This is a genomic window from Aquamicrobium sp. NLF2-7, from assembly GCF_022359935.1.
Classification (GTDB): domain Bacteria; phylum Pseudomonadota; class Alphaproteobacteria; order Rhizobiales; family Rhizobiaceae; genus Mesorhizobium; species Mesorhizobium lusatiense.
Window position 1 is genome coordinate 25,456 of the sequence record NZ_JAKSED010000011.1, and the last position, 26,432, is coordinate 51,887.

The 26,432-nt window shown below is 59.4% G+C and carries 27 protein-coding genes and 1 pseudogene; 10 read left to right on the forward strand and 18 right to left on the reverse strand.

The window, feature by feature from the left end; all coding sequences use genetic code 11:
• Positions 1 to 161 precede the first annotated feature (161 nt).
• Positions 162 to 1,349: an alpha/beta hydrolase-fold protein gene (locus tag MIC97_RS24680; protein ID WP_239802521.1), complete on the reverse strand. Its 1,188-nt coding sequence runs from the start codon at positions 1,347 to 1,349 to the stop codon at positions 162 to 164.
• 108 nt (positions 1,350 to 1,457) lie between these two features.
• Here MIC97_RS24680 and MIC97_RS24685 point away from each other — a divergent pair, with 108 nt between their 5' ends.
• Both MIC97_RS24685 and MIC97_RS24690 read left to right on the forward strand, forming a co-directional pair.
• Complete coding sequence (locus MIC97_RS24685; RefSeq protein ID WP_239802563.1) at positions 1,458 to 2,183, forward strand: L,D-transpeptidase; 726 nt, start codon at positions 1,458 to 1,460, stop codon at positions 2,181 to 2,183.
• 33 nt (positions 2,184 to 2,216) lie between these two features.
• Positions 2,217 to 2,855, forward strand: a complete 639-nt coding sequence (locus tag MIC97_RS24690; RefSeq protein WP_239802522.1) for a LysE family translocator — start codon at positions 2,217 to 2,219, stop codon at positions 2,853 to 2,855.
• A gap of 181 nt (positions 2,856 to 3,036) precedes the next feature.
• Here MIC97_RS24690 and MIC97_RS24695 read toward each other — a convergent pair.
• Positions 3,037 to 3,954: pseudogene (locus MIC97_RS24695) on the reverse strand (murein L,D-transpeptidase family protein); the annotation flags it as partial.
• 217 nt (positions 3,955 to 4,171) lie between these two features.
• Here MIC97_RS24695 and MIC97_RS24700 point away from each other — a divergent pair.
• Positions 4,172 to 4,867, forward strand: coding sequence for a L,D-transpeptidase (locus tag MIC97_RS24700; protein WP_239802523.1), 696 nt, complete (start codon positions 4,172 to 4,174; stop codon positions 4,865 to 4,867).
• Positions 4,868 to 5,014: 147 nt separating this feature from the next.
• Here the strand turns inward: MIC97_RS24700 and MIC97_RS24705 are convergent, their stop codons facing one another.
• From MIC97_RS24705 to MIC97_RS24730, 6 genes are read right to left on the reverse strand one after another with little or no spacing between them, the layout of a single operon-like run.
• Complete coding sequence (locus MIC97_RS24705; RefSeq protein ID WP_239802524.1) at positions 5,015 to 6,259, reverse strand: MalY/PatB family protein; 1,245 nt, start codon at positions 6,257 to 6,259, stop codon at positions 5,015 to 5,017.
• Between the two features lie 15 nt (positions 6,260 to 6,274).
• Positions 6,275 to 6,952, reverse strand: coding sequence for a cupin domain-containing protein (locus tag MIC97_RS24710; protein WP_239802525.1), 678 nt, complete (start codon positions 6,950 to 6,952; stop codon positions 6,275 to 6,277).
• Positions 6,939 to 7,979 (reverse strand): alcohol dehydrogenase, encoded by a 1,041-nt coding sequence (locus MIC97_RS24715; protein ID WP_239802526.1) that lies wholly within the window; start codon positions 7,977 to 7,979, stop codon positions 6,939 to 6,941. The genes MIC97_RS24710 and MIC97_RS24715 overlap by 14 nt, the downstream gene beginning before the upstream one ends.
• 16 nt (positions 7,980 to 7,995) lie before the next feature.
• Positions 7,996 to 9,117 (reverse strand): FAD-dependent oxidoreductase, encoded by a 1,122-nt coding sequence (locus MIC97_RS24720; RefSeq protein WP_239802527.1) that lies wholly within the window; start codon positions 9,115 to 9,117, stop codon positions 7,996 to 7,998.
• A gap of 48 nt (positions 9,118 to 9,165) precedes the next feature.
• Positions 9,166 to 9,516 (reverse strand): carboxymuconolactone decarboxylase family protein, encoded by a 351-nt coding sequence (locus MIC97_RS24725; RefSeq protein WP_345773582.1) that lies wholly within the window; start codon positions 9,514 to 9,516, stop codon positions 9,166 to 9,168.
• Positions 9,517 to 9,558: 42 nt separating this feature from the next.
• A complete protein-coding gene (locus tag MIC97_RS24730; protein WP_239802528.1) occupies positions 9,559 to 9,975 on the reverse strand; it encodes a hypothetical protein in 417 nt (138 codons plus the stop codon).
• Positions 9,976 to 10,226: 251 nt separating this feature from the next.
• Between MIC97_RS24730 and MIC97_RS24735 the strand changes: the two genes are divergently transcribed.
• Positions 10,227 to 11,132, forward strand: a complete 906-nt coding sequence (locus MIC97_RS24735; protein ID WP_239802529.1) for an MBL fold metallo-hydrolase — start codon at positions 10,227 to 10,229, stop codon at positions 11,130 to 11,132.
• Positions 11,133 to 11,159: 27 nt separating this feature from the next.
• Here MIC97_RS24735 and cueR read toward each other — a convergent pair whose 3' ends face one another.
• Complete coding sequence (gene cueR / locus MIC97_RS24740) at positions 11,160 to 11,609, reverse strand: Cu(I)-responsive transcriptional regulator (RefSeq protein WP_239802530.1); 450 nt, start codon at positions 11,607 to 11,609, stop codon at positions 11,160 to 11,162.
• Between the two features lie 56 nt (positions 11,610 to 11,665).
• Complete coding sequence (locus tag MIC97_RS24745; RefSeq protein ID WP_239802531.1) at positions 11,666 to 14,155, reverse strand: heavy metal translocating P-type ATPase; 2,490 nt, start codon at positions 14,153 to 14,155, stop codon at positions 11,666 to 11,668.
• 283 nt (positions 14,156 to 14,438) lie between these two features.
• Between MIC97_RS24745 and MIC97_RS24750 the strand changes: the two genes are divergently transcribed.
• The 4 genes from MIC97_RS24750 to MIC97_RS24765 all read left to right on the forward strand — a co-directional run bounded on the left by MIC97_RS24750 (position 14,439) and on the right by MIC97_RS24765 (position 16,857).
• Entirely contained in the window at positions 14,439 to 15,272 is an 834-nt protein-coding gene (locus MIC97_RS24750) for an MBL fold metallo-hydrolase (RefSeq protein ID WP_239802532.1), read from the forward strand.
• A gap of 95 nt (positions 15,273 to 15,367) precedes the next feature.
• Positions 15,368 to 15,562, forward strand: a complete 195-nt coding sequence (locus tag MIC97_RS24755; protein ID WP_239802533.1) for a heavy-metal-associated domain-containing protein — start codon at positions 15,368 to 15,370, stop codon at positions 15,560 to 15,562.
• Positions 15,563 to 15,970: 408 nt separating this feature from the next.
• Positions 15,971 to 16,339, forward strand: a complete 369-nt coding sequence (locus MIC97_RS24760) for an MAPEG family protein (RefSeq protein WP_239802534.1) — start codon at positions 15,971 to 15,973, stop codon at positions 16,337 to 16,339.
• A gap of 116 nt (positions 16,340 to 16,455) precedes the next feature.
• Positions 16,456 to 16,857, forward strand: a complete 402-nt coding sequence (locus MIC97_RS24765; RefSeq protein ID WP_239802535.1) for a DUF305 domain-containing protein — start codon at positions 16,456 to 16,458, stop codon at positions 16,855 to 16,857.
• Positions 16,858 to 17,001: 144 nt separating this feature from the next.
• Here MIC97_RS24765 and MIC97_RS24770 read toward each other — a convergent pair whose 3' ends face one another.
• Both MIC97_RS24770 and MIC97_RS24775 read right to left on the reverse strand, forming a co-directional pair.
• The gene (locus MIC97_RS24770; protein ID WP_345773583.1) at positions 17,002 to 17,352 is read right to left on the reverse strand and encodes a carboxymuconolactone decarboxylase family protein; all 351 of its coding nucleotides are present in this window, start codon (positions 17,350 to 17,352) and stop codon (positions 17,002 to 17,004) included.
• Between the two features lie 10 nt (positions 17,353 to 17,362).
• Positions 17,363 to 18,130 (reverse strand): SDR family NAD(P)-dependent oxidoreductase, encoded by a 768-nt coding sequence (locus tag MIC97_RS24775; RefSeq protein WP_239802536.1) that lies wholly within the window; start codon positions 18,128 to 18,130, stop codon positions 17,363 to 17,365.
• Between the two features lie 105 nt (positions 18,131 to 18,235).
• Between MIC97_RS24775 and MIC97_RS24780 the strand changes: the two genes are divergently transcribed.
• Positions 18,236 to 18,739 carry a TetR/AcrR family transcriptional regulator gene (locus MIC97_RS24780; RefSeq protein WP_239802537.1) on the forward strand — a complete coding sequence of 168 codons (504 nt, stop codon included), beginning with the start codon at positions 18,236 to 18,238 and terminating at the stop codon, positions 18,737 to 18,739.
• Between the two features lie 21 nt (positions 18,740 to 18,760).
• Here MIC97_RS24780 and gcvA read toward each other — a convergent pair whose 3' ends face one another.
• Both gcvA and MIC97_RS24790 read right to left on the reverse strand, forming a co-directional pair.
• Entirely contained in the window at positions 18,761 to 19,669 is a 909-nt protein-coding gene (gene gcvA, locus MIC97_RS24785) for a transcriptional regulator GcvA (protein WP_094538816.1), read from the reverse strand.
• A 174-nt stretch (positions 19,670 to 19,843) separates the two neighbouring features.
• A complete protein-coding gene (locus tag MIC97_RS24790) occupies positions 19,844 to 21,094 on the reverse strand; it encodes an MFS transporter (protein WP_239802538.1) in 1,251 nt (416 codons plus the stop codon).
• A 276-nt stretch (positions 21,095 to 21,370) separates the two neighbouring features.
• Here MIC97_RS24790 and MIC97_RS24795 point away from each other — a divergent pair, with 276 nt between their 5' ends.
• On the forward strand, positions 21,371 to 22,156 hold the full coding sequence (locus MIC97_RS24795) for a helix-turn-helix transcriptional regulator (protein WP_239802539.1): 786 nt from the start codon (positions 21,371 to 21,373) through the stop codon (positions 22,154 to 22,156).
• A 71-nt stretch (positions 22,157 to 22,227) separates the two neighbouring features.
• Here MIC97_RS24795 and MIC97_RS24800 read toward each other — a convergent pair whose 3' ends face one another.
• The 4 genes from MIC97_RS24800 to dsbD form a co-directional block, all read right to left on the reverse strand.
• Complete coding sequence (locus MIC97_RS24800) at positions 22,228 to 22,959, reverse strand: class I SAM-dependent methyltransferase (protein WP_239802540.1); 732 nt, start codon at positions 22,957 to 22,959, stop codon at positions 22,228 to 22,230.
• A 36-nt stretch (positions 22,960 to 22,995) separates the two neighbouring features.
• On the reverse strand, positions 22,996 to 23,610 hold the full coding sequence (locus MIC97_RS24805) for a L,D-transpeptidase (protein ID WP_239802541.1): 615 nt from the start codon (positions 23,608 to 23,610) through the stop codon (positions 22,996 to 22,998).
• 137 nt (positions 23,611 to 23,747) lie between these two features.
• Positions 23,748 to 24,551: a TlpA disulfide reductase family protein gene (locus tag MIC97_RS24810; protein WP_239802542.1), complete on the reverse strand. Its 804-nt coding sequence runs from the start codon at positions 24,549 to 24,551 to the stop codon at positions 23,748 to 23,750.
• Positions 24,548 to 26,395, reverse strand: a complete 1,848-nt coding sequence (dsbD, locus tag MIC97_RS24815; protein WP_239802543.1) for a protein-disulfide reductase DsbD — start codon at positions 26,393 to 26,395, stop codon at positions 24,548 to 24,550. Before dsbD ends, MIC97_RS24810 begins: the two co-directional genes overlap by 4 nt.
• Positions 26,396 to 26,432 lie beyond the last annotated feature (37 nt).

Sequence of the window (26,432 nt, forward strand, 5' to 3'; positions counted from 1 at the left end):
ACGGGGTTCAGCGCTCGAACACCAACCTTAAGGCAAGCTTAAGCAGATGGCCGACGGGCAAGAAAACGCGGAAAGTCGCCGCAATACGGCTTTAGTCGTGGTTCTTTGGCGGATAGCCGCAAATGGTATGATCGGCGCGTCCGCAGGACAAGGCAGCGACGTTAATTCAAGGTCAGGGCAGCCGCGACAGGTCGGCTTTCTTTGGGCGAGCGTTGCCAATCCGGCGTCATCGTCACGCCGGCGAAGAGTGGCAGTTCTTCCTGCTCGTATGTGCAAGACATGGTAACGAGCTTGACGCCGTTCTTGCTGCTGCGCTTGACAGCATACATTACGCGGTCTGCTCGCCGCATCATATCCTTCAGGGGCAAATCCACATCAGGCTGAATGGCGACGGCGCCCATACTGCATGTCGCGCCATGCCCCGTATCGGACAAGGCGCTGGAAAGCTGCCTATGGAGTTGGTCGGTCTTGTCTTTTGCATCCTCATGGGGATCGAGAGGCATCAGCACAGCAAATTCGTCGCCTCCCATGCGGCCGAAACAAGCACCTTGAACGCCTGCAACCATATCGCGCGTGTTGCCTTTCCGGGAAGGATCGTAGCGGGAGATTTCTAACCCGCCTACGTAGAGAATCACGGTCGCATCCAGCTGTTTGTTTCGTTTCGCGTATGCCTCCTCGAAACCGTAAATGGCGTGATTGGCAAACCAGAGCGAAGGGCTTCCGATAAGGTAGGTCTGGAATAGACCGGGTTCCGTGAGGAGGATATGTGCGCCGAGCAGTCCGCCATAAGAATGGCCCCAGAACAAGCGGCGCGCGGGATCAGTCCGGTAGTGACGCCCGACATGGGGAAGGACGACGTTGCGCAGATAGGTTTGGTAAGCTGCCGCGCCGCCATAGACCCTGCTTGTCGGACCATCCGCGACAGGTGTGTAGTCCCGTCGCCGGCTGTCCTCCAAATCCTCGCCGATCGCGTAGGAAAGCCCGACGACGACCGGCTCCTCGCCGATAGCGCCGCTTTTGGCAAGGGCGCGGACATCGCAACTGAGCTTGGGAAAGGCGCGGCCACCATCTGCCAGAATGAGCAGCGGATAGCTTTTGCTCGGGTTAGCAGCGTAGCCGTCCGGAAGACTGACGTAGATCTCATATCGACGGCCGGAAGCGGGATCGGGCAGGGGTACCGTGAGGGGATTGACGGTGTTGCACGCGGCATTCGCGCCAATGGTAGAAACAGCGACAAATAGAAACGCCGCAAAGCTTCTTGACAGCGATCGTAAAACGAAACGACGAGCATGAGCGTCTTCGCTAGAACAGGCGATATCTCGCCAAATGCCTTGTGTACTCAAGCTCATCCCCATTCCTCTCAGTTCTCCGTGATGCGGCGATCGATCCTTTTTGCCTTAAGGTGGGCTTAAGGTTGACCCGGTGTCCTGCGAATATTCAACGGAAAATACGAGGACATTGTTTTGAGTTCGCAGAGTCGGCCCTCCGGCGCCATTGCCCGGCGCACTTTTCTTGCTGGGGCTGGAGCATTCGCCCTGGCTGGCTGTACCACCACAGCGAGACAGCCGCAGCCCGTTGCGCAGGTTGAAACTCCACACCTGGCAACGCCCCCCATGTACTACGCCATGCCCAACGAGCAGTTTCCGATCCCGGAAGTCGATGTTTCCAAGGTCGATCCGAAGTGGTGGCGCACTGAGGTGGACTATCCGACCGATGAAAAGGTCGGGACGGTGGTTGTCGATACACCCAACCGATATCTTTACCACATCCAGCCCTACGGTCGTGCGACCCGATACGGCGTCGGTGTCGGTAGGGACGGCTTTTCCTGGGCCGGCCGAGGCCGCCACATCGCCTACAAGCGGGCATGGCCGCGATGGAATCCGCCCGACGAGATGGTTGCCCGCCAGCCGGAGCTCGAACCGGTCAGCATCGCGAACGGCGGCATGGCCCCGGGGCTGAACAATCCTCTGGGGGCACGCGCGCTCTACATCCATGAGGGCAACCGGGATACGATCTACCGCATTCATGGCAACCCGGAGTTCTGGACCATCGGCCGGGCCGTGTCGTCCGGATGTATCCGCATGATAAATCAGGATGTGATCCACCTTGCCGAGAATGTGCGCGAAGGAAGCGGGATCGTCGTCATCGCGGATCCGTCCATGAGCCACCTCATGGTGGGGTGATCGTCCATAGCCGATCCGGGGGAGCTGAACGATATGCCGGATGCGACCACCTTCGTGACTTTTATCTTCGCCGCACTCGTATTAAGCGTCACGCCCGGTCCAGACATGGCCCTGCTGGTCAGCAGGGGCTTGAGCCAAGGTTGGAAGTCGGCATGGTTGACCGCCTTCGGCTTCACCTTGGCCGGCGTCGTTCAGGTGCCGCTTCTTGCCCTCGGCGTTGCCTCGTTGGTTCGCTCATTCCCCTTGGCATTCGACGTTCTGCGCTACGCTGGAGCGGCCTATCTGATCTGGCGGGGCATCAAGCTAATCAGAATGGCAACGGGATATTCCGCAAGGCACTCCTCTGGCGCGGCACGCAGCTGCCTGGCTTCGCTTGGCGACGGTTTTGTCGCAAGCCTGACAAACCCAAAGGTAGTCGTGTTCCTGCTGGCGTTTCTTCCGCAATTCGTCGATCACCAACGCGGTTCCGTGACGCTGCAACTGATCGTACTTGGCATCACGCTCAAGCTCGTCGCGCTTGCCGTCGAGACGATCATTGCTCTCTCGGCCGCAGCTCTAGGCCAGGCGCTTGAACGATGGCGGCGGTTGACGCTTTGGCAAGAGCGCCTGACTGGCGCGGTCCTGATCGGGCTCGGCCTGCGATTGCTGACGATGGAAATTCGGACAAAATAGATAGCGATCGGGCAGGTCAACGATGGCCGGGCTCAAACTGCCGCCAGAATCCCTATCATTACGGTCTTGTGGGAGACTTGTAGGCGTTAAACGGAGCTGCATTGGTCCCGTCGACAACCAGCTTAAGGTTGCCGTGCTGATCGACGATTTCGCGGGGCCGCAACTTATCGACCCAGAAGGAGTGCATGCCACCATCGCGACCGCTCTTGATGGGAGCTGTCTCTGCACCCTGTGCGACGAGCCGCTCGAACTCCTGATCATCGGAACGCTGCTTTTTCCGCACGTCTTGAGCGATAGCCTCCGGCACTTCATAGGCCGGGCATGAATCAAGCGGATCGAAGTTGATCGGTGTAGTCCCATCTCCAGGTCCGATCGCGTTGAACACATAGCGCTTGTCGCAAACATCGACCTTGGGCTGGCGGCGCGTGACCTCGAAATGGTCGTTGCCTTCCTTCAGCATGCGCCAGAAAGGCAGGTGCGGACTGTTGCGATGCCGGGCCAGGTTCGCAGGCGTCATGCGGAATGGATAAGCCTGCACCTGAAACGACCTCTGTCCACCGGAAAACGATTCCCGGCCGAGCGCGAAGATTTCGAGGATTTGCGCGTCGGTCATCGCGTAGCAGCCCTGGGACGAACAATCACCATGCACCATGAGATGCGTGCCGGTGCGCCCATGGGCACGATCGAAGGCATTCGGGAAGCCGAGATTGAAGGAAAGGTAGTATTCCGAGTCCGGGTTCATCTGACCGGGCCTAATGTCGTAGAAGCCCTCAGGTGTCTGCCGGTCGCCTTCGGCGATCTTCGGGCCGAGATCGCCCGACCATTTGCAGATTGGATAAGTTTTCAAAAGAGCGAAACGGCCCTTGCGATCCTGTTTCCAGACCTCCAGCTCTGCTTCGACCTTGAACACGCGCAACAGGATCGGCGAGCCGACGGACATGTTCTTCTTCCGGATGTCAGCAAGCAGCTTCGGGGGAATTGGAGCATTTGCCTTGGTAGTGACATCGGGCAGGAAGCCGGTCTGGCATCCTGACAGCGCCGCGGCTCCTAACAGGGTCACCGAGCCCATCAAAGTCCGAAGTAAGGCGCGACGCTCTATAAGTTTCAAATCCAAATCAGCCAGCCTCCAAACGGCGTCAAGACCGCTCTTTTCCAACCGACTCTCAGGCCGTCGCAGGACCGCGTGGGGTTCGCTGACATGCACAGAAGTGGTCATCGCTTCAAAGTTTCCCAGTGCTATTCTGGACGCGGCTTAAGGCAGCCTTAAGAATCACCGGCAATGCGCATCCCTGTTGAACATCTTCATCGGGGGTTCCTTGCCTATATTGAAATTCAAGCGCGCGACTTCGCTTGCGCTCGCATCGTCCGTCGCACTTGCGGTTTGCTGGCAAGCACCGGGTGCGGCCGTCGCCGCGCCGCTCGAAAACAAGCAGTCGGAAGCCGCATCAGCTATCTGGCCTGTGGGAGGTAACCCGACGGAAATGTATGCCGCGAGAAAAGATGGCGGCCATACCATTTCGGCCGTGGATGCGACCCGCATGAAACTGGAGCATGTACGGCAGGTCGTCCACTATCGGACAGACGAGGCACCCGGAACCATCGTGGTCGATCAGACGGCGCGTTATCTCTATTTCGTGCTGCCCGATGACAAGGCTATCCGCTATGCAGTCGGCGTCGGCCCTGTGGCGCGCGCGTTTCCGGGCGGTGAGGCCGAGGTTGCATGGAAAGCAAAATGGCCGCGCTGGACCCCGACACAGAACATGATCAAGCGCAATCCGAAGCAATACGCGCGTAACGCTGGCGGCGTTGCCGGAGGTCCCCACAATCCGATGGGCGCGCGTGCGCTCTACATGCACCAGAATGGGGTCGACACCTATTACCGTATCCATGGTACTAACGACCCGTCTTCGATCGGTAAGTCCGTCTCCGCCGGCTGTATCCGCCTTCTCAATCAGGACATCATAGACCTTCACGCTCGCGTAAAGCCCGGCGCGAAGATCGTCGTGCACTGACCTCGGTCAGGCAAGCCGCCCGCTCTTCTGAAGGCGACCGTCTGGGACATGAACCTTCGCGCACGCCACTCGACGAGACCCGACCGTCGCGTGAGGACAAATCGCCTTTATGCTTTTCCCAAGCCCGGATCTCAGCTCAATCTGAGGTCAGCCTGAGCGCGTGTCGAGATCGGGCAACTGTGCTACGGCGGAGGTAATTCGGGCGACCGCATCTATCACGGTCGAACGAGGGCAGCCTAGATTGACGCGCATGAAGCCATGCCCCTCGGCGCCGAATTTCTGCCCTTTGTCGAGCCAGACACGCGCCTTCGTCAGCATGAACCTGTTCAGGTCTTCCGGCCCCATGCCGAGCCCTTGGCAATCCATCCAGGCGAGGTAGAGCGACTCCGCCGGTAAGACCTTGATGCGGGAATCTGCCTGGTTGATGGCTTTGGCAAAACAGGCGTGGTTGGCTCTGAGGTAGACGAGCATCTCTTCGAGCCATTCCTCTCCATGGGTGTAAGCCGCTTCGGCCGCGACCATGCCGAGGACGTTGACCAGGTCGAAGACGTTTCGCTCGTATTGACGACGCAGTTCATCGCGGAGACGAGCGTCAGGAACAATAACGTTTGCACTCTGCAGCCCAGGCAGATTGAACGTCTTGCTCGGCGCGGTGCAGGTGATGCTGTTCGCAGCAAATGCTTTGCCCAGAGAGGCAAATGGAATGTGCCGTTTGCCCGTATTGAGGATCAGGTCCTCGTGGATCTCGTCGGAAATGACCAGCACGCCATTACGCATGCAGATCTCACCCATGGTGCGTAGTTCTTCCTCTGACCAAACATTACCGGTCGGATTGTGTGGATGGCTCAAGATGAACAGCTTGGTGTTCGGTCGGATCGCTGCCTCGAAAATCGCCGGGTCGAAGCGATAGCCGTCACCGGTGTATTCGAGCGGTGCATATGCCAGATGACGCCCGTTCAATAGAACGTCATTATGAAAATGTCCGTATACCGGCGGCTGGACGAGGACCGTGTCGCCTGGCGCTGAAAATGCCTGCACCGCAGTCTTGATCGTCGTGATGATGCCGGATGTCTGGATGATCCAGTTCTTGTCGACGTTCCAGCCGAAGCGTTTGCCCTGCCAGCCGATGACCGCTTTCAGATACGATTCCGTCGCGCCACCCGGATAGCCGAATACGCCATGATCGACAGCCTCATGAAGGGCGTCTATGACCGCTTGCGGTGCCTTGAAGTCGGTGTCGGCAACCCACATCGGCAAAGGTTCGGCGGCAGCCTCGTCAGGCGCCAACATCTTTTGCGCGTAGGCCCATTTCATCGAGTTCGAGCTCGTCCGATCGATGATCTCATCGAAGATCGAGGGCTGCGATGCGATATCAGTATTGTCGTTCAGCATAGCCCACGGCCTCCTTCATGGCATTTGGCAAACATCCGGATGCATTAAAGCTGCATCCTTTATCCAGATCAGCGCACCGTCCGGCCCGACCTTGGCCGTTAACGCCATGCCGGCTGGAAGTCGACCCCAACTCTGGGGCTCAAGCGTTTCGTCTCCAATGAGCATGCCTCCGGCGACAACGAGGAATTCCAACCCGCGTTGATTATCGACCGTAATAGTCGAACCTGAAGCCCAGTCTTCAAGGCACACTTTCTCGTGGCCATCGTCGAACAATACTGTCTTGGCCAATACGCCTGGCGCGGCATCGCCTCTTTCACCTTCGCCCGGCTGCCGAACGATCTGGGTCTTGTCGCCTTCGCGGAACTGCCAGAGACGAACAAAAATCGTGCAGCCTTCCCGAGAGGCAGGTACATGCGAGGTCCCGGGCGGATTGCGAAAATAGCTGCCGGCGGGATAGTCGCCATGCTCGTCCTGAAACGTGCCTTCGAGCACGACGATCTCTTCGCCGCCGCTATGGGTATGACGAGGGAAGGCGCTGCCTGGCGCATAGCGTACGATCGAGGTGGCCCGAGCGACCTCGTCACCGATGCGAAACAGCATGCGCCGGTCGACGCCGGCCGCAGGGCTTGCGATCCAGTCCATTTTCGCAGCATGGACAATGACGGGTTGCGACAGATCGTCATGAATGCGCATAGCGGTTATTCTCCATGGTCAGCACCATCCGGAACTTTACGTCGCCGGACTTCATCTTCGTGTAGGCTTCGAACGCCTTTTCGAGCGGCATGGTCTCGATCATGGGACGGACGTCGGTCAGCACGCTGAAATCCAGCGTTCGTTCGTTCTCGTACGGCGAACCGGTGATAGAGCCGATCACTCCGCGCTCGCCTCCAATCAATGGGCCCATCGCAACTGGCAAGGGTTCCTTTCCGACGCCCAGAAGGACAAGGCGTCCCTCCGGTGCAAGGCCAGGCATGAGAGCTGCGACCGGAGCTGCATGGACCGGCGTCGACACGATCGCCTTCGCGCCGCCGAGCGTCTTCAGGGCTTCTGCCGCGTCCTCAATCTCGGTATCGATATAGCGGTGTGCGCCAAGCTCCATGGCATCAGGCGCGATGTCCTGGCCGCGGCCGATCGCGATGACGCGGAATCCCATCTTGCGTGCATATTGTACCGCCATGTGGCCAAGGCCGCCTAAGCCGAAGATGGCGACGGTATCGCCGGCCTCGGCGCCGGATTTCTTCAGTGCATTGAAGGTTGCGAGCCCGGCACACAGGATGGGCGCAGCTTCTTCGGAGGTCAGTTCTTCGGGAATGGCCACAAGCCCGGTTGCGCGGGCTACCATCATCTCGGCGTAGCCGCCGTCGCAACTCGCACCAACGATCGGCTGGTTGGGGCAGAGATGGAACCGCCCGCTCCGGCACGCCTGGCATTCAAGGCAGTGCCCGCCTTTCCGACCGACACCGACACGTTGGCCGACGCGCCAGATCGACGGCACGCCGGGCCCCAGATTGACAATACGGCCGACGACTTCATGTCCAGGAACCCTGGGCGGTTGCAGCGCTGGGTCCGCTTTCTCGATGTCGCTCACATCCGCGCCACAGATCCCGCAGGCTTCGACTGCGATCAGCACTTGACCTGACCCGGGCGTCGGCACTTCTCGCTCCGCAAGCTCCAGAGCGCCGAGCGCATTCACCTGCATGACTCGATAAGTCTCACTCATTGCTTTGTCTTCCTTCTCATCTGGCCAGCCGACCTTGAGCTTCAGTCAGGCTGCCAATCAGTTCATCGACCACCCGGCCTGCTGCTTCGACGGCCCCCGCCAGATAGCCAGGTTCGGTCGTGCTGGTTTCGCTGCCGGCAAGCAGAACGTGCTTGCTCCAGCGACCATCTACCCACGAGCGCCTGTCAGGAAGCGGGTGCCCGCTTGCGACCCGATCGGCGATCGTTGCCGTAAGCGGATCCGCCGCCCAGTCCTTCAAAAGCGTGGCGATCGGAGTATCCGCTTCGGCCCCAAACAATGTCGTCAGTTGCCGGACGGATGCTGCGATGATCGCATCACGGCCAGCCGCGATGCGCTGCTCCGCCGGTACGCCGATAAATCCGAACAAGGCGGCGGCGCCGTCACCGGTGGTGGCGTCATGGATTTCGACGAGCGGCCCAACCAGGCTTTGCGCCGCGCCGGAAAGACCGGCCTCCCGCCAGAAAGGCCGCTGGTAGAGTGCGAAAAACTTGGCTTGCGGAGCCATCCATGTCGGTGTGCTGCGCCAACGTTCGGTCGTCTGCGCGTCGAGCGCCGGCGTAAAGGCGATCGTCGCCTCGAGCAGTCGCGGCGGCAGTGCGAAAATGACGTGGGAGCCGCGCAAGCTCCTTTCGGCCCCTGCCGGGCCAACGATGCGAAGTTCGACGATTTCATCGGCAAGCCTGACATCGGTCACGCGAGATCCAAGATGAAGGCAGCCGGCGGGCAGGCGCGACGCGAGCGCTGTGACCAGCGCGCCTGTTCCCCCGGCGATCCGCATCGATGGCGGTTCCTGGCGCATGCCGGGATAACGCTGCGGCTTTTCATGAACAGTCCGTTGGAAGACGATGTCGCCTTCGCTGTTTTGTACGAAGACTGAAAGTCCGAGCTCGGCGACGAGCGTTGCCAATTCAGGCTGCATGGCGGGCCAGAACCAGGACGGCCCGAGATCGAACCCATTCGCCGACGGCTCGCCAGTCGCGTCCGCAGAAAGGATGCGCCCGCCGAGGCGATTTCTCGCCTCCAGAAGCTCGAAGCCAATTCCGGCGTGATGGAGAAGCCTCGCTGCAGTCAATCCCGCAAGGCCTCCTCCAATGATAATGATCGAGGGTCGCATCATTTCTTCTTTTCAGGGGGTGAGGCCGACTATTCGGCCCCACCCGATCCGTCAGGCCGACGGAAGGTTATCAATCGCATCAAAGACGCGTGCGGTGTAGGTCAGTGCCGCGCCGGCATTCAGAAGGATCGCGACGCCAAGAGCCTCGGCAATCTCTTCCCGGGTGGCGCCAGCCTCGACTGCCTTCTTCGTATGCATTGCGATACATCCGTCGCAACGGGTCGTGACGGCGACAGCGAGCGCAATCATCGAGCGGACCTTGGGCTCGAGCCTGGCTGTCTGTTCGGCGCTTTTTTCAATAGTCTGAATTCCCCGCATCGCTTCGGGATTCAGTTCGGCAAATTCGCCGACCCGAGCGCCGAGCGCGTCGCGGAAGGCGTTCCAGTCTTGCATCTGGTTCATGATCGGGGACTTCCTTTACTGCCTCGATGGTCGTTCCGGTGCTCAGGCGACGTCGTAGACGCGGACTTCCGGATCGGCCGCGAGGAGAGGCTTGAGGCCGGTCACGACATCGTCATTGAACAGCGGCGTTTCCAGATAGGCCTTGGCGTTTGCGGCGGTATCGAAGCCGTGGAGAACCTGGACGTCTTCGTCTCGGATAAGCAATTCCTTGGACTTTGCGCCCTGGACCCCGTCGAGGAACGGTCCCTTGTATTTGCTGTAGATTTCGGCGGCGGCCGCGCGATTTTCAGCAGCGATCTGGAGCGTGATTTGCAGATAAGCCATTTGCAATGTCCTCTTTTGGGTTAGGCTGAACCGGTCCGCCAGCGCGGAAGAAAAACTTCTTCGGCAGATCGAGAACCGGAATACATGCTTGCTCAGCAAGGCGAGCAGGGTGCCAATCTCATTGGCCCACAGCATAGAATGACGCCCGAATAAGCTGCTGACAAAGAGGATGTTCTTCGTCGTCCTAACAGAAAATCTTTTCCGGAAAGCTTTTTTCTTGCTGGCTTAAGAAAGGCAGTCGAAAACTGTCCGCTCCTTAAGTTTGCCTTAAGCTCCCGTCGCCCCGCTACATCCCGCCAGCCATCGATTGGCGCCAGAACAGGCAGATGGAAAGCTCATCGTTTGTATGACCTTTTCGGCGATCACCAAAATGTAGGAGTAGTTTTATGAGCAAAAATTCAAACTTTCGTTCCGATTTGTCTCGAAGAGACGCCATGCTTTTGGCCGGCGGCGCTTTCGCCGCCATGACGTTTGCAAGCACGGCCGGAGCGCAAGACGTATCCTCAAAAGGTGCTCAGGCCGCCAAAATAACGCAGGTGCGCAATGCCACCTTACGTATCGAATACGGCGATGTGCGCTTTCTCGTCGATCCGATGCTCGGAGAGGTAGGCTCTTATCCCGGCGTGCCCGGCAGTGCTCATAGCGAGCTGCGCAACCCACTTGTCCCATTGACCACGCCTGTCGAGGACATCATCAACGTCGACGCAGTGATAGTGACGCATTTGCACATGGATCACTGGGACAGCGCCGCAAAGGAGAGGTTGCCGAAATCGCTACCGATTTTCTCGCAGAATGACGAAGACGCGGAAAAAATCCGGAAAGATGGATTCCAGGACGTCCGCGTGCTCACGGAAACCTCCGAATTCAAGGGAGTCAAGCTCTCCAAGACGGAAGGACAACATGGCACGGATGCAACTATGAAGGTGATCGGCGATCGGATGGGAAAGGTGTGCGGCGTTGCTTTCAGCATGCCTCAGTACAAGACTATCTACCTGGCAGGGGACACAGTTTGGAATCGCCATGTCCAGGATGCCATCGCCAAGCACAAGCCGGAGGTCATCATCTTGAACGCGGGCAATGCGCTCTTCCTTGGCCTCGATCCCATCATTATGGGGATGGAGGATGTGCTCGCCGTCCATAAGGCTGCGCCAGAGGCGACATTGATCGCCAGCCACATGGAAGCGCTCAATCACTGCATCCTCAGCAGGGCCGATTTACGCGCCTTCTCCGAGAAGTCGGGTTTCTCTTCGAACCTACTGATTCCAAAGGACGGCGAAACAATTTCGATCTAACAGCAGAAAGCTTCGCGCTGGAATAGATCATCGCCTGGTCCGCCTGACAGCACCGGTTCTCGGGATAATCTCAACCGCATCGCGAACGAGCGGCGCCTCCAGGCGCTCGATGATCGGGCAGTCGGGCCGATCATCGCCATGGTAGCAGCTGGCCAATTCCTTGAGCGCGTTGGCCATCTCCTGCATTTCGCGAATTTTGATCTCCATGGCCGCAACATGGTTTTCCGCAAGTCGTTTGACGTCTGCGCTCTGGCGCGAGCGGTCGCGCCAGAGGCCCAATAGTTCGACAATCTCTGCGATGGAGAAACCGAGATCACGCGCCCTGCGGATGAACCGCAACTCGTGAACGTCGCTCTCGGAATAATCGCGATAGCCGGACGTGGTACGATCGGCGGGAGGGATCAAGCCGTTCTGTTCGTAGTAGCGGATCATTTTGGCCGAAACGCCCGAGGCCTTGGCGGCTTGTCCAATATTCATATCGTGTCTCCTTGATGGTTGGTCGGCCCGTTATCCGCCAGGCCGACCGAATTCGATCAGTTCGGTGCTTTGAAAGTGCGCAGCCGCAGGGCGTTACCCAGGACGAACACGCTCGACAGTCCCATGGCTCCTGCGGCGAAGACAGGCGAGAGCAGGATGCCGTAGGCCGGGTAAAGCACACCGGCGGCGACCGGGATCAGCGCGGCATTGTACACGAAAGCCCAGAACAAGTTCTGCCGGATATTGCCGATGGTTGCCTTCGACAGCGCGATGGCGCTCGGCACCCCTTGCAGGCTGCCCGACATCAAGACGACATCGGCAGCCTCGATGGCGACATCCGTGCCCGTGCCAATGGCAAGACCGACATCCGCCTCTGCCAGCGCGGGCGCATCATTGATGCCGTCACCAACGAACGCGACCTTGCCATAGCCAGACTTCAGACGGCGAACCGCTTCAACCTTTCCGTCGGGCAGCACCTCGGCGATTACCTCGTCGATGCCCAGCCGGGCCGCAATGGCTTTTGCGGTGCGTGCATTATCACCGGTGACCATTGCCACTTTCAGGCCGAGATCATGCAACGCCTTGATCGCCTTGGGAGTCGTCTCCTTGATCGGATCGGCGACGGCGATGATCGCCGCCAGCTTGCCGCCAATGGCGGCATAAAGCGGCGATTTACCCTCACTGGCCAGACGTTCCGCAGTGGCGTCGAAGCGTGACACATCCAACCGCAGTTCAGCCATGTACCGGTCCGCTCCAACATGAATACTCTCGCCATCGATCACAGCCTTCACACCAAAGCCGGTGATTGAGGTGAATTCCGAGATCGTCGGCAGGCTGACATCTTCCCTTTCAGCCGCCTCGACGATGGCGCGGGCGATCGGATGTTCCGACTTGGTTTCGACCGCAGCAACCCGGGCCAGCACATCGGCACGAATAAAGCCTTCAGCAATTTCGAGATCGGTCAGCGCCGGTTTGCCTTCAGTCAGGGTGCCGGTCTTGTCGACAGCCACAACCCTCGCGTCCTTCAGGAGCTGCAGCGCTTCGCCCTTGCGGAAGAGAACGCCCAGTTCGGCGCCGCGCCCCGTGCCGACCATGATCGAGGTCGGCGTGGCCAGGCCCATGGCGCATGGGCAGGCGATGATCAGGACAGCAACGGCATTGACCAGCGCGAAAGTGAGAGCCGGCGACGGACCAAAGTAAAGCCATGCTGCAAAGGTCACGGCGGCGAGGCTCATGACGACGGGCACGAACCACATCGTTACCTTGTCGACCATCGCCTGGATGGGCAGCTTGGAGGCCTGCGCATCCTCGACCATGCGGATGATCTGGGACAGCACCGTATCGCTGCCGACAGCGGTGGCCTTCAACGTCAAGGCACCCTTCTGGTTCACTGTCCCGCCAACAACCTCGCTCCCGGCGGTTTTGGAGACCGGGATGGGTTCGCCGGTGATCATGGATTCGTCGACATAGCTTGCGCCCTCAACGACTTCACCATCGACCGGAATGCGTTCCCCCGGACGCACCTCAATGAGGTCTCCCGCGCTCACGGAATCAACCGGCATATCGATGATTTTGCCGTCACGCAGCACCTTGGCGGTCTTGGCTTGCAAGCCAACCAGACGCTTGATCGCTTCGGAGGTTCGGCCTTTTGCTCTCGCTTCAAGCAGGCGGCCAAGCAGGATCAACGCCACAATGACCGCAGCGGCCTCGTAATAGACGTTGACCGTACCGGACGGCAGAAAACCGGGCGCGAAGGTCGCGACCAGCGAGTAACCGTATGCAGCCAGGGTTCCAACCGCGACCAGAGAATTCATGTCAGGCGCCAGGCGCCATAGAGCGGGCAGGCCTTTTTCGTAAAAGCGGATGCCGGGCACGAACAGCACCAACGTGGTCAGGATAAACTGGATATACCAGCTCCACTGTGTGCCAATGGTGGAAACAATCAGGCCATGGAAGCCTGGGATCAGGTGTGATCCCATCTCCAGCACAAAGACCGGGAAGGCGAGCACCGCCGCTGTGATAAAGTCGCGGTTCAATCCGCGGCGTTCCGCCTCCTTCCGGTCGGCGGTTTGATCATTTTGAATGGCGGCCGCCGCCACAGGCACGGCTTCGTATCCGGCCTTCCCGATTGCCGCGATCAGATCGGCAGACTTAGCCGATCCGTGAACCGTGGCACGCTCGGTCGCGAGATTGACGACGGCCTGCGTGACGCCGGGAACTTGCTTCAGCGACCGCTCGACGGTGCCCACGCAGGAAGCGCAGGTCATGCCTTCGATGGACAACTCCACGATGTTGTTCGCATCGGGGTCGGGCGGGACCGTATAGCCCGATCTCTCGATGGCTTCGACAAGCTGGGCGCGCGCGACGTTGGCGTTTGCCGTGACACTGGCGCGTTCCGTCGCCAGATTGACGACGGCCTGCGTAACGCCGGGAACGTCCTTTAATGCGCGTTCGACGCGACCGACGCAGGATGCGCAGGTCATACCTTCGATAGGTAATGTCAGGGTAGTGATATCCGCATTCTGCGGGCGAGCGGTTGAAAGCATTGCCGCCTCCTTGTTGGGGTGAAATCTAAGCTCGCCCAAGGATATGGGGCTTCCAACGATGGGAAGGTCAAGGTGCAAAATACCGAAAAATTCGGGTTGACCTTCCCATCGTTGGAACATGTAATTTCGGGGGATGAGGCGAAACCCCTATTATTCCGGCCCGATCAGCGACCACTTTGACGGTCGTCGTTTTTTCAATCCAGGAAGCGATACCGTTGACAAAAGTTTTCGGGATATCCTGCATTGGCGAAGAACATCAGTGCCGGCAGGGTGGCCGAGCAGAGTGGAAATCGCGCCTGTGGTGCCGGACCGCCATGTCAGCGGTGCCCGGATCACAATTATCGGTCATGCCACTGTGCTCATTCAGATATGCGGCGTGAACATTGTCACCGACCCGCTCTGGTCGGAGAGGGCAAGCCCGATTGGCTTCGTCGGCCCCAAGCGGGTGTCACCGCCAGCAGTCGCTTTCGACGACCTTCCCAAGATTGATGTCGTGTTGCTCAGCCATAACCACTACGATCATCTGGATAAGGCCACGTTGCGCAAATTGGTCGCGCGCGACCAGCCGCTCATCATCACCCCTCTAGGCAACGATACCATCGTCGCCGCTGCCGCTCCCTTTGCAAATATCAGGGCGGGCGACTGGTGGGACCGGCACCGTGTGTCCGAGGATGTTGAAGTGACTTTGGTCCCGGCGCATCACTGGTCTGCCCGCGGGCTACGCGACCGACGCATGGCGCTATGGTGTGGTTTTGCAATCCGGGCGAAGGAGCGCCTGATCTATTTCGCTGGCGACACGGCTTATGGCGATGGCCGTATTTTTCGGTCAATCCGGCAGAACCTGGGAAGTCCCGATGTGGCCTTGCTTCCAATCGGGGCATACGCTCCGCGCTGGTTCATGAGATCCTATCATACGGACCCAGACGAGGCGGTGACTATCATGCAGGATTTGGGGGCCTCGCAGGCAATCGGCATTCACTGGGGCGTTTTTCGCCTCAGTGACGAGGGCCGGGATGCTCCCCGCATCGCGCTTGAGGAAGCACTCGTTTCAAGAAAGGGACCTGGCAGTCGGTTCCTGCCGGCTGAGCCAGGATATGTCTGGCATTTGGAGGGTTGAAGGTCGCGGTGCGTTTTTCCGATCGAGGGTCTTGACCTTACCATCGTTGGAACGATTAGCTTGCAGGGCATGAGACAAAAATGAAGGAGATTCTCATGCAGCTTCACATCAAAGACATGGCCTGCGGCGGCTGCGCGCGCTCGGTCAAAGCCGCCATCCTGTCCGTGGATGCCAACGCCCAGATCGAAACCGATCCGCCAAACCGCACCGTCAACATCACCACGACCGCCTCAAACGACGCCGTTCGCAAGGTGCTCTCAGAGGCAGGCTTTCCCGCCACGGACAAGTGATCGGCACCCGGATAAAGCAACTCGCACCAATTCTAGTGCGACGGCTACAGCGGCCAGCCTAGCGATAGCGCAAGCTCGTTGCAGACAAGCGACATATCGCAGTCTGGCCATGGCAGCACCATAGTAGCGAGCCGAGAAGCGACGGATGGCATAATCCGCAGAATCGACAAAGCGTTTAGGTCACTGATGATCAATCATTGCCTGATCAAGCACTTCAACATGCTCGGCCTCGCCATGGTGAGCCAAGTGCCTGATAGCGCCGGTTCGACAAGCTGCTCGTCGGCGGCGAGGTGCGCTTTCGTGTCGAGTGAGAAGGCGAGGTTTCTCGCCGGGAGATCGCGCCCATTTGCCTGAGGCCCGCAACGCCCACGACCGCTCATCCAATTACACTAACCAAAAAGGAATAATATGCTTCCCATCACTTCTACCGTCGCCGCGCTGGCTGCCGTCGGTCTCATAGCACTGAGCGTTCCGGTGTCTCTGCGCCGCATGCAGGTGAAACAGGCCATTGGCATGGGAGACGACCCCGGCCTGCTGCGCCGGATTCGCGCTCAGGGAAATTTCATCGAATACGTCCCCGTAGCGCTCATCCTGCTCGCGCTCGCCGAATTGCGCGGGGCGCCGCAGATTTTTGTCTTCGCAATCGCCGGGTCGCTGGTAATCGGGCGCACCGCCCATGCCATCGGGATGATGGGCGGAGTGAAGCCTCTGCGCCGCATGGGCATGATGGCAACATTCATCTCGCTGCTTGCAGGTGTGGCCGCGCAGTTCGTTTGAATCATCTGCTGACTTCCCGACATTTTTCCCGACGACATCAGTATCCATCATCCACTAACCGGAGAAATCATCATGATGACCCTTTCCTTCCCGCAGAAAAGTGAACGGACTCTGCCATGAACAAACTCACGCCGATATTTATTGTTGGCGCTATTGCCATAGCGACCGGCCTGGCGTTCGCGCAGAACCAACTGGAGACAACCGAGCCAGTACAAACAGGGCATGGTGCTCATACGACTGCGGCCCCAGCCTCAAGCGCGGATACGCCATCGACAGTGGCTTTCCGTCAGGCCAATGAGCGTATGCACTCTGACATGGCCATCGACTTCACTGGGGATCCAGATGTCGATTTCATGCGCGCTATGATCCCGCACCATCAAGGTGCGATCGATATGGCGCGCGTTGCTCTCGAACATGGCAGCGATCCCGAAGTCCGGTCTCTCGCCGAGGAAATCGTTAAAGCGCAGGAAGGCGAAATCGCCCTCATGCGAAATTGGCTCTCGTCGCACGGCAAGTAGAGGTCAGATGAGGCGCCGCTAGCCGGTTAAAGTGATCTGCAAACCTGCTGCAGTGACTTTCGTCGCGATGAGGAGCCCACATTAAGGTCTTACGTGTTGCTGCGGAGAGATGAGCGCATGGTTCATGCGCTCATACGGTCCGTGTCATTTCGAGGGTAGAGCCTCGATCGCGTCAAATACGCGCGCAGTGTAGGTCAGTGCCGCGCCTGCGTTGAGGGCAATGGCCACGCCAAGCGCCTCTGCAATCTCGCCGTGGGTAGCACCCAACTCAACGGCCTTTTTGCTATGGACGGCGATGCAGCCATCACAGCGTGTGGTGACCGCAACGGCCAAGGCGATGAGCTCGTGCACTTTCGGTTCGAGATTGCCGGTCTTGGAAGCACTGCCCTCTATGGTGTTGAGGCCGCGCAAGACGTCAGGGCTCTGCTTGCTGAAGTCACCAACTCGGCCGATCAGCACGTCGCGATAAGCATTCCAATCCTGCATATTTCTCATTTTCCCCTTCTTACTGGCGTCCGGCGGTGACGCCGCCATCGACGGGAAGGATTGCTCCGGTGATCCACGAGGCCTGTTCGGACGCGAGGAAAAGGATCGCTTCGGCAACATCACGCGGCTGGCCGTTGCGACCAAGAGGATGGAACGCGTCGAAGGTCGGGAGCACTTCCTTGACCTGCTCGTCAGACATGAAGGTGTTGTACACCGGGGTTTCGACCACAGCGGGCGCCACCGCATTGATGCGGATTTTGAAGGGAGCGAGTTCGATCGCGAGGTTACGAACCATCGCATGGACGCCTGCATTCGCAGCCGAGTAAGCGGCCGACGGGGTGGCACCGATCGCCTGGATCGCCCACATCGAGCCGGTCTGAACGATCGCGCCGCCCGTATCCTTCATCGCCTTGGCGGCAGCCTGTGCCGTGAAGAACTTGCCCTTGAGGATCGTATCCAGATACCAGTCGTAGTCCGCCTCAGTCAGCTCAATAAACGGCTTTGGATTGAAAACACCGGCGTTGTTGACGAGGACATCGAGCTTACCGAAGCTTGAAACGGCCGTGTTGACGAGTGCGGCTCCAGTCTCCGGCTTGGCGATATCGCCTGCGGAAACGACCACGTTTTTGCCGCTTGGATCGATTTCTTTCGCAGCTGTCTCAAGCTTCGTCAGGTCCCTGCCGTTGATGGCGACTTTCGCGCCCTCGGCGATGAACCGCGCTGCAGTTTCTTTACCGATGCCAGAACCGCCGCCGGTGATTGCTACAACCTTGCCTTCAAATCGCATGACTTTCTCCTTTTCTCTATCTATCGATAGATAGACAGCAACTGCATAGCGCTTGCTTTCCAATTTTGCAACCTCTATCTATCGCTAGATAGATGGGAATCTGAAATGAACGATACAGCAGGCGCAATTATGGATGCGGCCGAGGAGAGGATTCGGCAGGCTGGCTACAGCGGATTCAGCTTCCGCGAGGTAGCCGCTGATATTGGTGTGAAGAGCTCCAGCGTCCATTATCACTTCCCCACCAAGGAGAAACTCGCTGCGGCAGTTGCACGGCGTTATACGGACCGTTTCGTGGAAGCGGTGGATCGCCAATTGGACGCCGGTGACGGCATTGTCAAAGCGTGGCGGGAGGTCTTCCGTGACGCGTTGTACCGCGATGGACGGATGTGTCTTTGCGGCGCTCTGGGAGCAACGTCTCACGACCTTGCCACAGAAGTCCGAGACGAAGTGAAGCGTTTTTTCCTTCTCGGGATCGAACGGTTGATGCAGGGCGGCTTGACCAAAGATGCTGCGGTACAAGTCCTCGCCACGCTTGAAGGTGCGATGCTTGCTGCAAACGTGCTGGAAGATCGCACTATGTTCGAAGCTGGCACGGCGGCGATGGCGTAACAATTCGCGGCCGCAGGCGCTTCAGATTTGTGCCGCTTCATCAAACAGCCAACGACGAAATGCCTCGGACTTGGAAAGCGATGAGCATTCCGGACGATAGACGACGTAATAAGCTAGTGCAGAATTGACGCTGACGTCCGGGAAAAGGCGTAGCAGCCGGCCCGCGGCAACGTCGTCGCGCGCCATGATGCTGCGAGCAAGCGCAATGCCTTGTCCATCGATCGCTGCCTGAAGCACCGCGGCCGAGTTGTTGATCCTCATTCCGCGTTGGGTCGCGACTTCGGATCCAGCGTTTCGCAACCACATATCCCATGTCATGAAGCCCGTGCTTGCCTCGACGGACAGGTCATGGATCAAATTATGATGGGTCAGCTCAGCGGGTGCTGTGAGAGCGAGTTTCGCGTGCAGTGCAGGCGAGCAAACCGGAAAGATCTCTTCATCCATAAGCTTTTCAGCCGTAAGGCCTGGCCAGTTTCCCGTCCCGTAGCGTACGCCGACATCAATGCCATTTGCCACATAGTCGACGAGCTTGAGGCTGGTTTCCAGGCGTAGATCGACATCCGGGCATTCGGCTTGAAAGCGATCGATGCGGGGAAGCAGCCACTTAGCCGCGAACGCCGGACTCACGGTCACCGTCAGCACGCCGCTCGTCGTGGTCTCCTTCAGCCTTTCAAGTCCAAGTGTCAGGCGGTCAAGCCCCGCACGGATGTCCGGAAGTGCTCGATCGGCCGCTTCTGTGGGAATGAGCCGCGACTTTCCCGAAAGGCTGCGATGGAAGAGCGGTACGCCGAGCCACTCCTCGAGTCCGCGAACGAGCTGGCCGACAGCTGCGGCGGACACATTCAGCTCGCCAGCCGCTTCCGAGAAGCTGCCGTGCCGGGCGCTCGCTTCAAAAGCCCGCAGCGCATTGAGATGGGTCGGCGCCTTCATTGTCTTTAAGATATTCCTCTTGGCCTTGTACAGGTGGCTTCCTTCTTAACCGCAAGCCGAGCGGCCTTCCACTCGGGATGGCCGCCCTCCAGCTCCGGGCCTTCAATCTTCTTGCGCGAAGCGCCGCCACAGTATCGAACGCGAACACGCTGTAACGGCGTGGCGGGACCGTCGCTAAGCGTTCTCGTCTGCGCGCTGTTGGCTAGCGTCGAGGCGCGGCGTTTTCAGCGCTCCCGTCAAGGCTATCATTGCCATCGCGAGCGGAACGAAGGACAGCCAGAGAACCGCGCTCCATCCATATGAAGTGAGGAGACCGCCGGAAAGGAAGGAGCCGAAGGCCATCGTTCCAAAAACGACGAAATCGTTCAGCGACTGCACGCGCGCCTTTTCCTCAGGTCGATGGCATTCCAGCACCATTGCTGATGCGCCGACGAACCCGAAGTTCCAGCCGATGCCAAGCAGGATCAGCGTGAGCCAGAAATGCGCTACATCGACCCCAAGCAGGCCGACAGCTGCGGATGCGCCGGTGAGCGCCAGGCCGACCATCACGACGGAGTTCGCTCCGAACCGCGTGATTAACCGCCCTGTGAAAAAGCTTGGGGCGTACATGGCGATCACGTGCCACTGTAGACCAAGATTGGACGATTCCTGCGACAGGCCGCACATCTGCATGGCCAGCGGCGCGGCTGTCATCAGAAAGTTCATAAGCAAATATGAGACGACGCCGCAGATCACGGCGATAATGAAGCGCGGCTGTCGAGCGATGAAACCAAGGGGCCGCCCGCCGGCAACCTCCGTTGCAGTCGGTGTCGGAAGGCGCACGCCGAGCAAGACGAGGGCCGATAGGGCGGCGACTGCGGCTTGCGCAACGAATGTTGCCGCGAACATGTGAGGCATCCAGATGTACATTGTGTAGGTGACAAGCTGCGGGCCGATCACGCCTGCGAAAACACCACCCGCCATCACAAAAGAAAGCGCTCGGGGACGCTTCTCCGCCGGCACGCAGTCAGCGGCCGCGAAGCGGAATGACAGTACGACGGCGGCATAGGCGCCGCCGAAAAAGGTGGCCACACTGAAAAGCCAGAACGAAGCCAATACGATGGCCAAAGCCGCGATCAATCCTGACAGGATCCCGGATGCCGTCCCGATCAGAAAAGCGGCTCGGCGTCCATATCGTTGCGCGATCATCCCGGACGGCAAAGTGCAAGCCGCCATACCGACGACGAAGATCGAAATAGGCAGTGTCGCTAACGCCGGACTGGGGGCGAGCATGTTCCCAACGATTGCGCCGGTCGCATACAGGACGGTTGAATTTGCCCCAGCAAGCGCCTGTGCGATGGTCAACCGCGCGACGTTTCCGCGAGCATAATCGTATTGCGATGGAGATGATGGCTCGAGCGATGCGCTCGCAGTACTTTGCGACATTGAACTTCAACCATATGCGGAGAGGTTAGGCGCGCGAGCGCGGTTGGTCATAGAAGGAGCCGAACACGGGGACTTGACGATCAGTGACAATCGGTCACGAGCCGCACCCTAATTCCTGATCGACGCTGGTTCAGACCTGGGCGGCCAAAGTCAGCGCCCATCGATTGATGTCCGCATCGGACAGATTCCTTCATTCCGGAATTTACCTCTTTTCCTTTTGGCTGTATCTCTACAATCAGACAATCAATGTCGAATATCTGCCAAAGGACATTGAGCATGAATTGGACATCGATAGCCACCCCGCAAAACCTCGCGCCGCCAGAGCCGGTTACCGTGCGTGCGCAGACGATCCCGCCGCGTCATTACTTCCCGCGGCACTCCCATCCTTGGAACCAGTTGGTGTACGCGATCTCGGGCGTGCTGACGGTCGTCACCGACGCGGAATCCTTCGCTATCACCCCGGACCACGCCGTGTGGCTGCCCACCGGCCTCGCGCACCACGTCGGATCCGTTCTGGGAGCCGAATTTCGTAGCCTATGGATCGCGGAAGAGGCTGCCGAAATCCTGCCACGAACGTTTTCCGTGTTCAGCGTGTCCCCTCTACTGCAGGCGCTGATCGTTGAAGCCGCCGCGATCGAGGGGAAAGCTGATCAAGATGGCTATGCCGACCGTGTCACCTCTCTGATCCTTGACCAGCTACAGCGGGCTCGCAGCGTAGCCGCGGCGCTGCCCTGGCCTCCGGATCCCGTCCTGATGAAACTATGCGAAGAGCTTTACCTCAACCCATCCGATCGGCGCGGCCCGGAAGAACTAGCGGACACCATTAAGGTGTCACCCCGAACGCTGGCGCGACGCTTTGAAGCGAACCTAGGCATGAGCCTGCGCTCGTGGCGACGGCGTTTACGGCTGTTCCGGTCGATCGAATTGCTTGGCGGAGGCCTTGGCGTGACGCAGGTGGCGATGGAACTTGGCTACAGCTCGACCTCTGCCTTTGTCTATGCGTTTCGAACCCAGATGGGTTGCAGCCCGCAGGCTTACATGCGCAGGCGGAAACCTGAGTAGATGGGGGAATCCGTTCAGTCTTGTCTTCTCCGCTGGCGTCCACTCTAATCCGCGCCGCTTCCCGTCAAAGCTCAGCCTGAGCGACCACGCGCTGCGAATGGTGGCGCGACGTCTTGCTGGGTGCCGATCGCGTGAGCTGCCGGTATCGGCAAGGAATCGTGCATTGCTTTTTCAGCGACCAAATCGATCAGCGCGGACATGCCGGCATGGCCCGCGCCTTCCTCGATCAGACTGTCGTGCTCCTGAAGATAGCGAATTTCCCAATGCGCGAAGGAGCGGATCAGCAGGTCGGCGGTGTAGAGGTGATCGGCGTTCGGCGGACCTCCTGTTCTGTATCGGAGCTGCTCAGTCCGGTATCCCTGCATGATTAGCAGCCCGCCAGGCTTCAGGCAGGTATGAAACCCTGCGAACATCTTCTTCCGCAGCTCCGGCGGGGCGAATTGCACGAAGATCGCGACGACGACGTCGAAGGTTTCGGGTTCCCACTCCCATTCGGCAAGATCGGCTTGAACCGTCTCCAAGTTGACGCCGCGGTCATGCGCAAGCGCGCGCGCCTTTGCCAGCCCAACCGTTGAGGAATCAACCGAAACGACGTCAAGTCCGCGTTCGGCCAGCCAGACACCGTTTCGGCCCTCACCGTCGGCGACGGCCAGCGCCTTCATTCCGATCTTTAACCTGAAGGCTTGCGAAGCAAGAAAGACATTCGGCTCCGTGCCGAATAAATAGTCTTCCCGATTGAACCTGTTGTCCCAGCTATTCTTCATGATGCGGCGTTCCATCGCTTCGGCGGGCCTGCGGGTCATTGCGTTTCAAACCACAATTTAACTTCGCGAGCATGTTTATATGACGACGACTTTCGATCCCGCCGGCACCCGACGATAGAGATCGATGACGTCCTGGTTCATCATCCGGATGCAGCCGGAGGAGACGGCGTGCCCAATGCTCTGTGGCTCGTTGGTGCCGTGGATGCGGAACAATGTGTCCTTGCCGTCCTTAAAAAGATAGAGCGCGCGCGCGCCGAGCGGATTCTGTGGGCCGCCATCCATACCCTTGGCCCACTTTGCATAATGTTCTGGCTGTCGCTTGATCATGTCGGGGGTAGGGGTCCAGCGAGGCCATTCCTGCTTCCAGGCCACATTCGCCGTGCCAGCAAACTCGAGGCCCTCCCGGCCGACCCCAACACCATATCGGATAGCTTTGCCTCCGCCCTGCACCAGATAGATGAAGCGGTTCTTGGTATCGACAACGATCGTGCCCGCGGGTTGGGACGTGCGATACTCAACCTGTTGTCGCAGGTTTTTCGGATCGACCTGAGAGACATCGACGGCTGCGACGGGGAATTTTTCGTCCGGTTGAGCAACGTAGCTTGCGGTTTCCACAGCGCGGGACTGTTCAAGCGGCTTGGTGACGGCGGTGGTTGCTGTCGTTGTCGCGGTACAGCCGGCAACTGCCATACTGAGCAAGAGAGAAAGGAGTATTGGGCTTCTATTCTTTGTAGGCATTACGTACTCGTTGTTGGCTCAGGCTGGCAGTCCAGCAAATTGATCGAACGTTGATGGAAGGATGACTGGCAAGGTGCCGAGGACCCAAGTCAGGACGGGCCGGCGAGTTTTTCGATATTGGCGGTGAGAGCTTCGCGCGAGATTTCACCCATATGCAGGGATGCGAGCGTTCCATCGGCTCTGAGGAAGAGGGTGATAGGAAGTCCCATCGCGCCGTAATGTCGGGTGATCTGCATCGATTGGTCGAGTAGGACGCGATCAAGTTTCAGACCTTCGGACGTCAGATAGGACCGGATTTTTTCCGTCCCTTCACCCTGATTGACAAACAGGAAGGAGACATCGTCGCGGCTCGCTGCCACTTCAGCCAGCAATGGCATCTCCCTCCGGCACGGTGGGCACCAGGTTGCCCAGAGGTTGACGACGGCGGGTTTGCCGATAACGTCGCTGACGGCGATGGGCGGGCCGTCCATCTGCTGCAGGGCAATCGTCGGTGCGGGCTGCCCCAGGGGCGCCCTCGTCAGCTCTGCGACCCCGATCCAGATGACCACCGCGAGGCCGAGTGCGGCCGATGCGCCGAGACCAGCTCTCAACGATCGGATAAAGAGTGCGCTGACGATCACGACCCCGATCAGACCTGCTACCGGCTGGAAACCGCCTTGCCAGAATGCAATCACCCGCCATGGCTCGTCTAGGAAGCTCTGCCAATGTAGCGCGACATGACCGAGCCTTGCTGCGACCAACCCGCCGATCAACGCCCATGTCGACCATCGACCGATCACAGGGTCGATTCTGCGAGACAGGATCGATGTCACGATGGTGAAGGCGAATATCCCGAGTAGAGCCGCGAACTGGTCCGTGGCAAAAACGAACGGGCCGATGCTGACGGCGTTCATCGCGCGATCCCCGTCTTTTCGACGGAAGCTCGCAGGGTCGTCTTGGTGACGTCGCCGACCAGTCGGGTTCCCGCTGTCTCGCGTCCTTGTTTGTCGACAAAAATCATCGTCGGCGGTCCGACGACCTGCAGGCTCCGCATGATCTGCTGCTGCGCTGGCGTGTTGCCGGAAACGTCGAGCTTGATGAGATTGAAGCGGTTAAGGTCGGCCTGAACTGCCGGGTCGGGGAAGACGCTGCGGTCGATGACAGCGCAGGTGACGCACCAGTCAGCGGTGACGTAGAGAAGGCTTGGCTTGGCGTCGCTGGCCGCGATCTGCGTCTGGAGCTCCGCCGAGGTGCCGGCCGTACGGAAAGACAATTCCTCACCCGCACCGCTGCCTCCCCGTTGCGCAACGAGGTTGCCGAGCGGCCGGAGGGGATCATTGCCGCCACTTGCAGCGCCGAGACCAAGGGCGATACCGTAGAGTGCTGCCGCCAGCCCGGCGGCTTTTGCGGTCCGGCGCCGGCCGCCGGCGTCGGGACCGAGCGTGTCGAACGCCCCGAGCCAGACGGCCAGCCCTATCGCGAAGAGCGCCCAAAGCGCGAGACCGGCCTCCGCCGGGATGATGCGGGAGACCATCCAGATGGCGGTCGCCACAAAAACGAAACCGAACGCCTGTCGCACCGCCGTCATCCATCCCCCCGCCTTTGGAAGGGCTTTCGGACCGAGCGTACCGAAGGCAATCAGCGGAATGCCCTTGCCGAGGCCGAGTGCGAATAACGACGCTGCGCCAAGAGCGACGTCGCCTGTCTGGGCAATATAGATCAGCGCGCCCGCGAGCGGTGCGGTGACGCAAGGCCCTACGATAAGCGCCGATGTGAAGCCGAGCAGGCCGGCGGACGCGATCGAGCCGCGATTACCGCTGCCAAGGCCACCGATTGCGTTGACCCAGGACGAGGGGAGTTGCAACTCGAAGAGGCCGAACATGGAGAGCGCCAGAATAATGAAGAGCGCCGAGACCGCGCCGATAGCGATGGGCGACTGCAACGCCATCTGAAGGTTTTGGCCGGACCAGGCAGCGACCACGCCTAGCAGGCCGAATGCTGTCGCCATGGCGAGCACATAAGCGACAGAAAGCGTGAAGCCCCGAAGCGGCGTTACTGCCTCGCCCTGTCGAGCGATGGCACCGGCCAGGATCGGATACATGGGAAACACACACGGTGTGAAAGCAAGTAGCGCACCGAACAGCATAAAGCTGCCCAATACCATCAGGACACCGCCGTCCTTCAGAAGAGATCCAATCATGCCGCCATTGTCAGCTGCGATCGCGATGCCGCTTGCCGGCGCCGTCGAGACTGGAGCTGTCCAGTCATTGGCGAGGGTGGCAGGATCATGCTGATCGGGATCGGTAATGGCGAGTGTCGTCACGTCGACATGCCGGACCATCGGCGGATAACAGATGCCGTCGTCCTGGCAGCCCTGATAGTGAACTTCGAGGGGGCTCGAGGTATAGGCGTTCCCAGGAACCACGGCGGCAACGTGATCGTGAAAGACGGTGGACTGGCCAAATGTCGGATCGTCCTTGCTCTGCCCATTGCCCTGAAGATCGCCAACCGCAATGTCGGCGTCGCCCCGCTTCACGCCTATCTTGTCCTCGTAGAGGTAGTAGCCGGGCGCGATCTTCCACTGAAGCTTTACGCTCGCGTCATCCTGGCGGGTGACGGAGAGCTGAAACGCCTGATCGACGGGCAGCGGCATCGCTCCGGTCGACGTCACTTGCGCAGAAGCGGGAGCCGTCGAGATCGCCACCAGGGCAGTCATCACGACAGCGACAAAAAGGGTCCAGACAGTTCTTGCAAGCAACGACACACTCCCGCTTCAGGTGGCTACGCAGGGAGAG

Coding starts and splice junctions, on each gene's coding strand:
- gcvA (WP_094538816.1), bottom strand. CDS start 19,669: ATGAAGGCGCCGACCCATCTCAATGCGCTGCGGGCTTTTGAAGCGAGC.
- MIC97_RS24720 (WP_239802527.1), bottom strand. CDS start 9,117: ATGATGCGACCCTCGATCATTATCATTGGAGGAGGCCTTGCGGGATTG.
- MIC97_RS24790 (WP_239802538.1), bottom strand. CDS start 21,094: ATGTCGCAAAGTACTGCGAGCGCATCGCTCGAGCCATCATCTCCATCG.
- MIC97_RS24680 (WP_239802521.1), bottom strand. CDS start 1,349: ATGAGCTTGAGTACACAAGGCATTTGGCGAGATATCGCCTGTTCTAGC.
- MIC97_RS24800 (WP_239802540.1), bottom strand. CDS start 22,959: ATGACCCGCAGGCCCGCCGAAGCGATGGAACGCCGCATCATGAAGAAT.
- MIC97_RS24730 (WP_239802528.1), bottom strand. CDS start 9,975: ATGCTGTGGGCCAATGAGATTGGCACCCTGCTCGCCTTGCTGAGCAAG.
- MIC97_RS24710 (WP_239802525.1), bottom strand. CDS start 6,952: ATGCGCATTCATGACGATCTGTCGCAACCCGTCATTGTCCATGCTGCG.
- MIC97_RS24690 (WP_239802522.1), top strand. CDS start 2,217: ATGCCGGATGCGACCACCTTCGTGACTTTTATCTTCGCCGCACTCGTA.
- MIC97_RS24755 (WP_239802533.1), top strand. CDS start 15,368: ATGCAGCTTCACATCAAAGACATGGCCTGCGGCGGCTGCGCGCGCTCG.
- MIC97_RS24745 (WP_239802531.1), bottom strand. CDS start 14,155: ATGCTTTCAACCGCTCGCCCGCAGAATGCGGATATCACTACCCTGACA.
- MIC97_RS24735 (WP_239802529.1), top strand. CDS start 10,227: ATGAGCAAAAATTCAAACTTTCGTTCCGATTTGTCTCGAAGAGACGCC.
- MIC97_RS24715 (WP_239802526.1), bottom strand. CDS start 7,979: ATGAGTGAGACTTATCGAGTCATGCAGGTGAATGCGCTCGGCGCTCTG.
- MIC97_RS24775 (WP_239802536.1), bottom strand. CDS start 18,130: ATGCGATTTGAAGGCAAGGTTGTAGCAATCACCGGCGGCGGTTCTGGC.
- MIC97_RS24765 (WP_239802535.1), top strand. CDS start 16,456: ATGAACAAACTCACGCCGATATTTATTGTTGGCGCTATTGCCATAGCG.
- MIC97_RS24780 (WP_239802537.1), top strand. CDS start 18,236: ATGAACGATACAGCAGGCGCAATTATGGATGCGGCCGAGGAGAGGATT.
- MIC97_RS24760 (WP_239802534.1), top strand. CDS start 15,971: ATGCTTCCCATCACTTCTACCGTCGCCGCGCTGGCTGCCGTCGGTCTC.
- MIC97_RS24795 (WP_239802539.1), top strand. CDS start 21,371: ATGAATTGGACATCGATAGCCACCCCGCAAAACCTCGCGCCGCCAGAG.
- MIC97_RS24725 (WP_345773582.1), bottom strand. CDS start 9,516: ATGAACCAGATGCAAGACTGGAACGCCTTCCGCGACGCGCTCGGCGCT.
- MIC97_RS24770 (WP_345773583.1), bottom strand. CDS start 17,352: ATGAGAAATATGCAGGATTGGAATGCTTATCGCGACGTGCTGATCGGC.
- MIC97_RS24705 (WP_239802524.1), bottom strand. CDS start 6,259: ATGCTGAACGACAATACTGATATCGCATCGCAGCCCTCGATCTTCGAT.
- MIC97_RS24810 (WP_239802542.1), bottom strand. CDS start 24,551: ATGAACGCCGTCAGCATCGGCCCGTTCGTTTTTGCCACGGACCAGTTC.
- MIC97_RS24805 (WP_239802541.1), bottom strand. CDS start 23,610: ATGGCAGTTGCCGGCTGTACCGCGACAACGACAGCAACCACCGCCGTC.
- cueR (WP_239802530.1), bottom strand. CDS start 11,609: ATGAATATTGGACAAGCCGCCAAGGCCTCGGGCGTTTCGGCCAAAATG.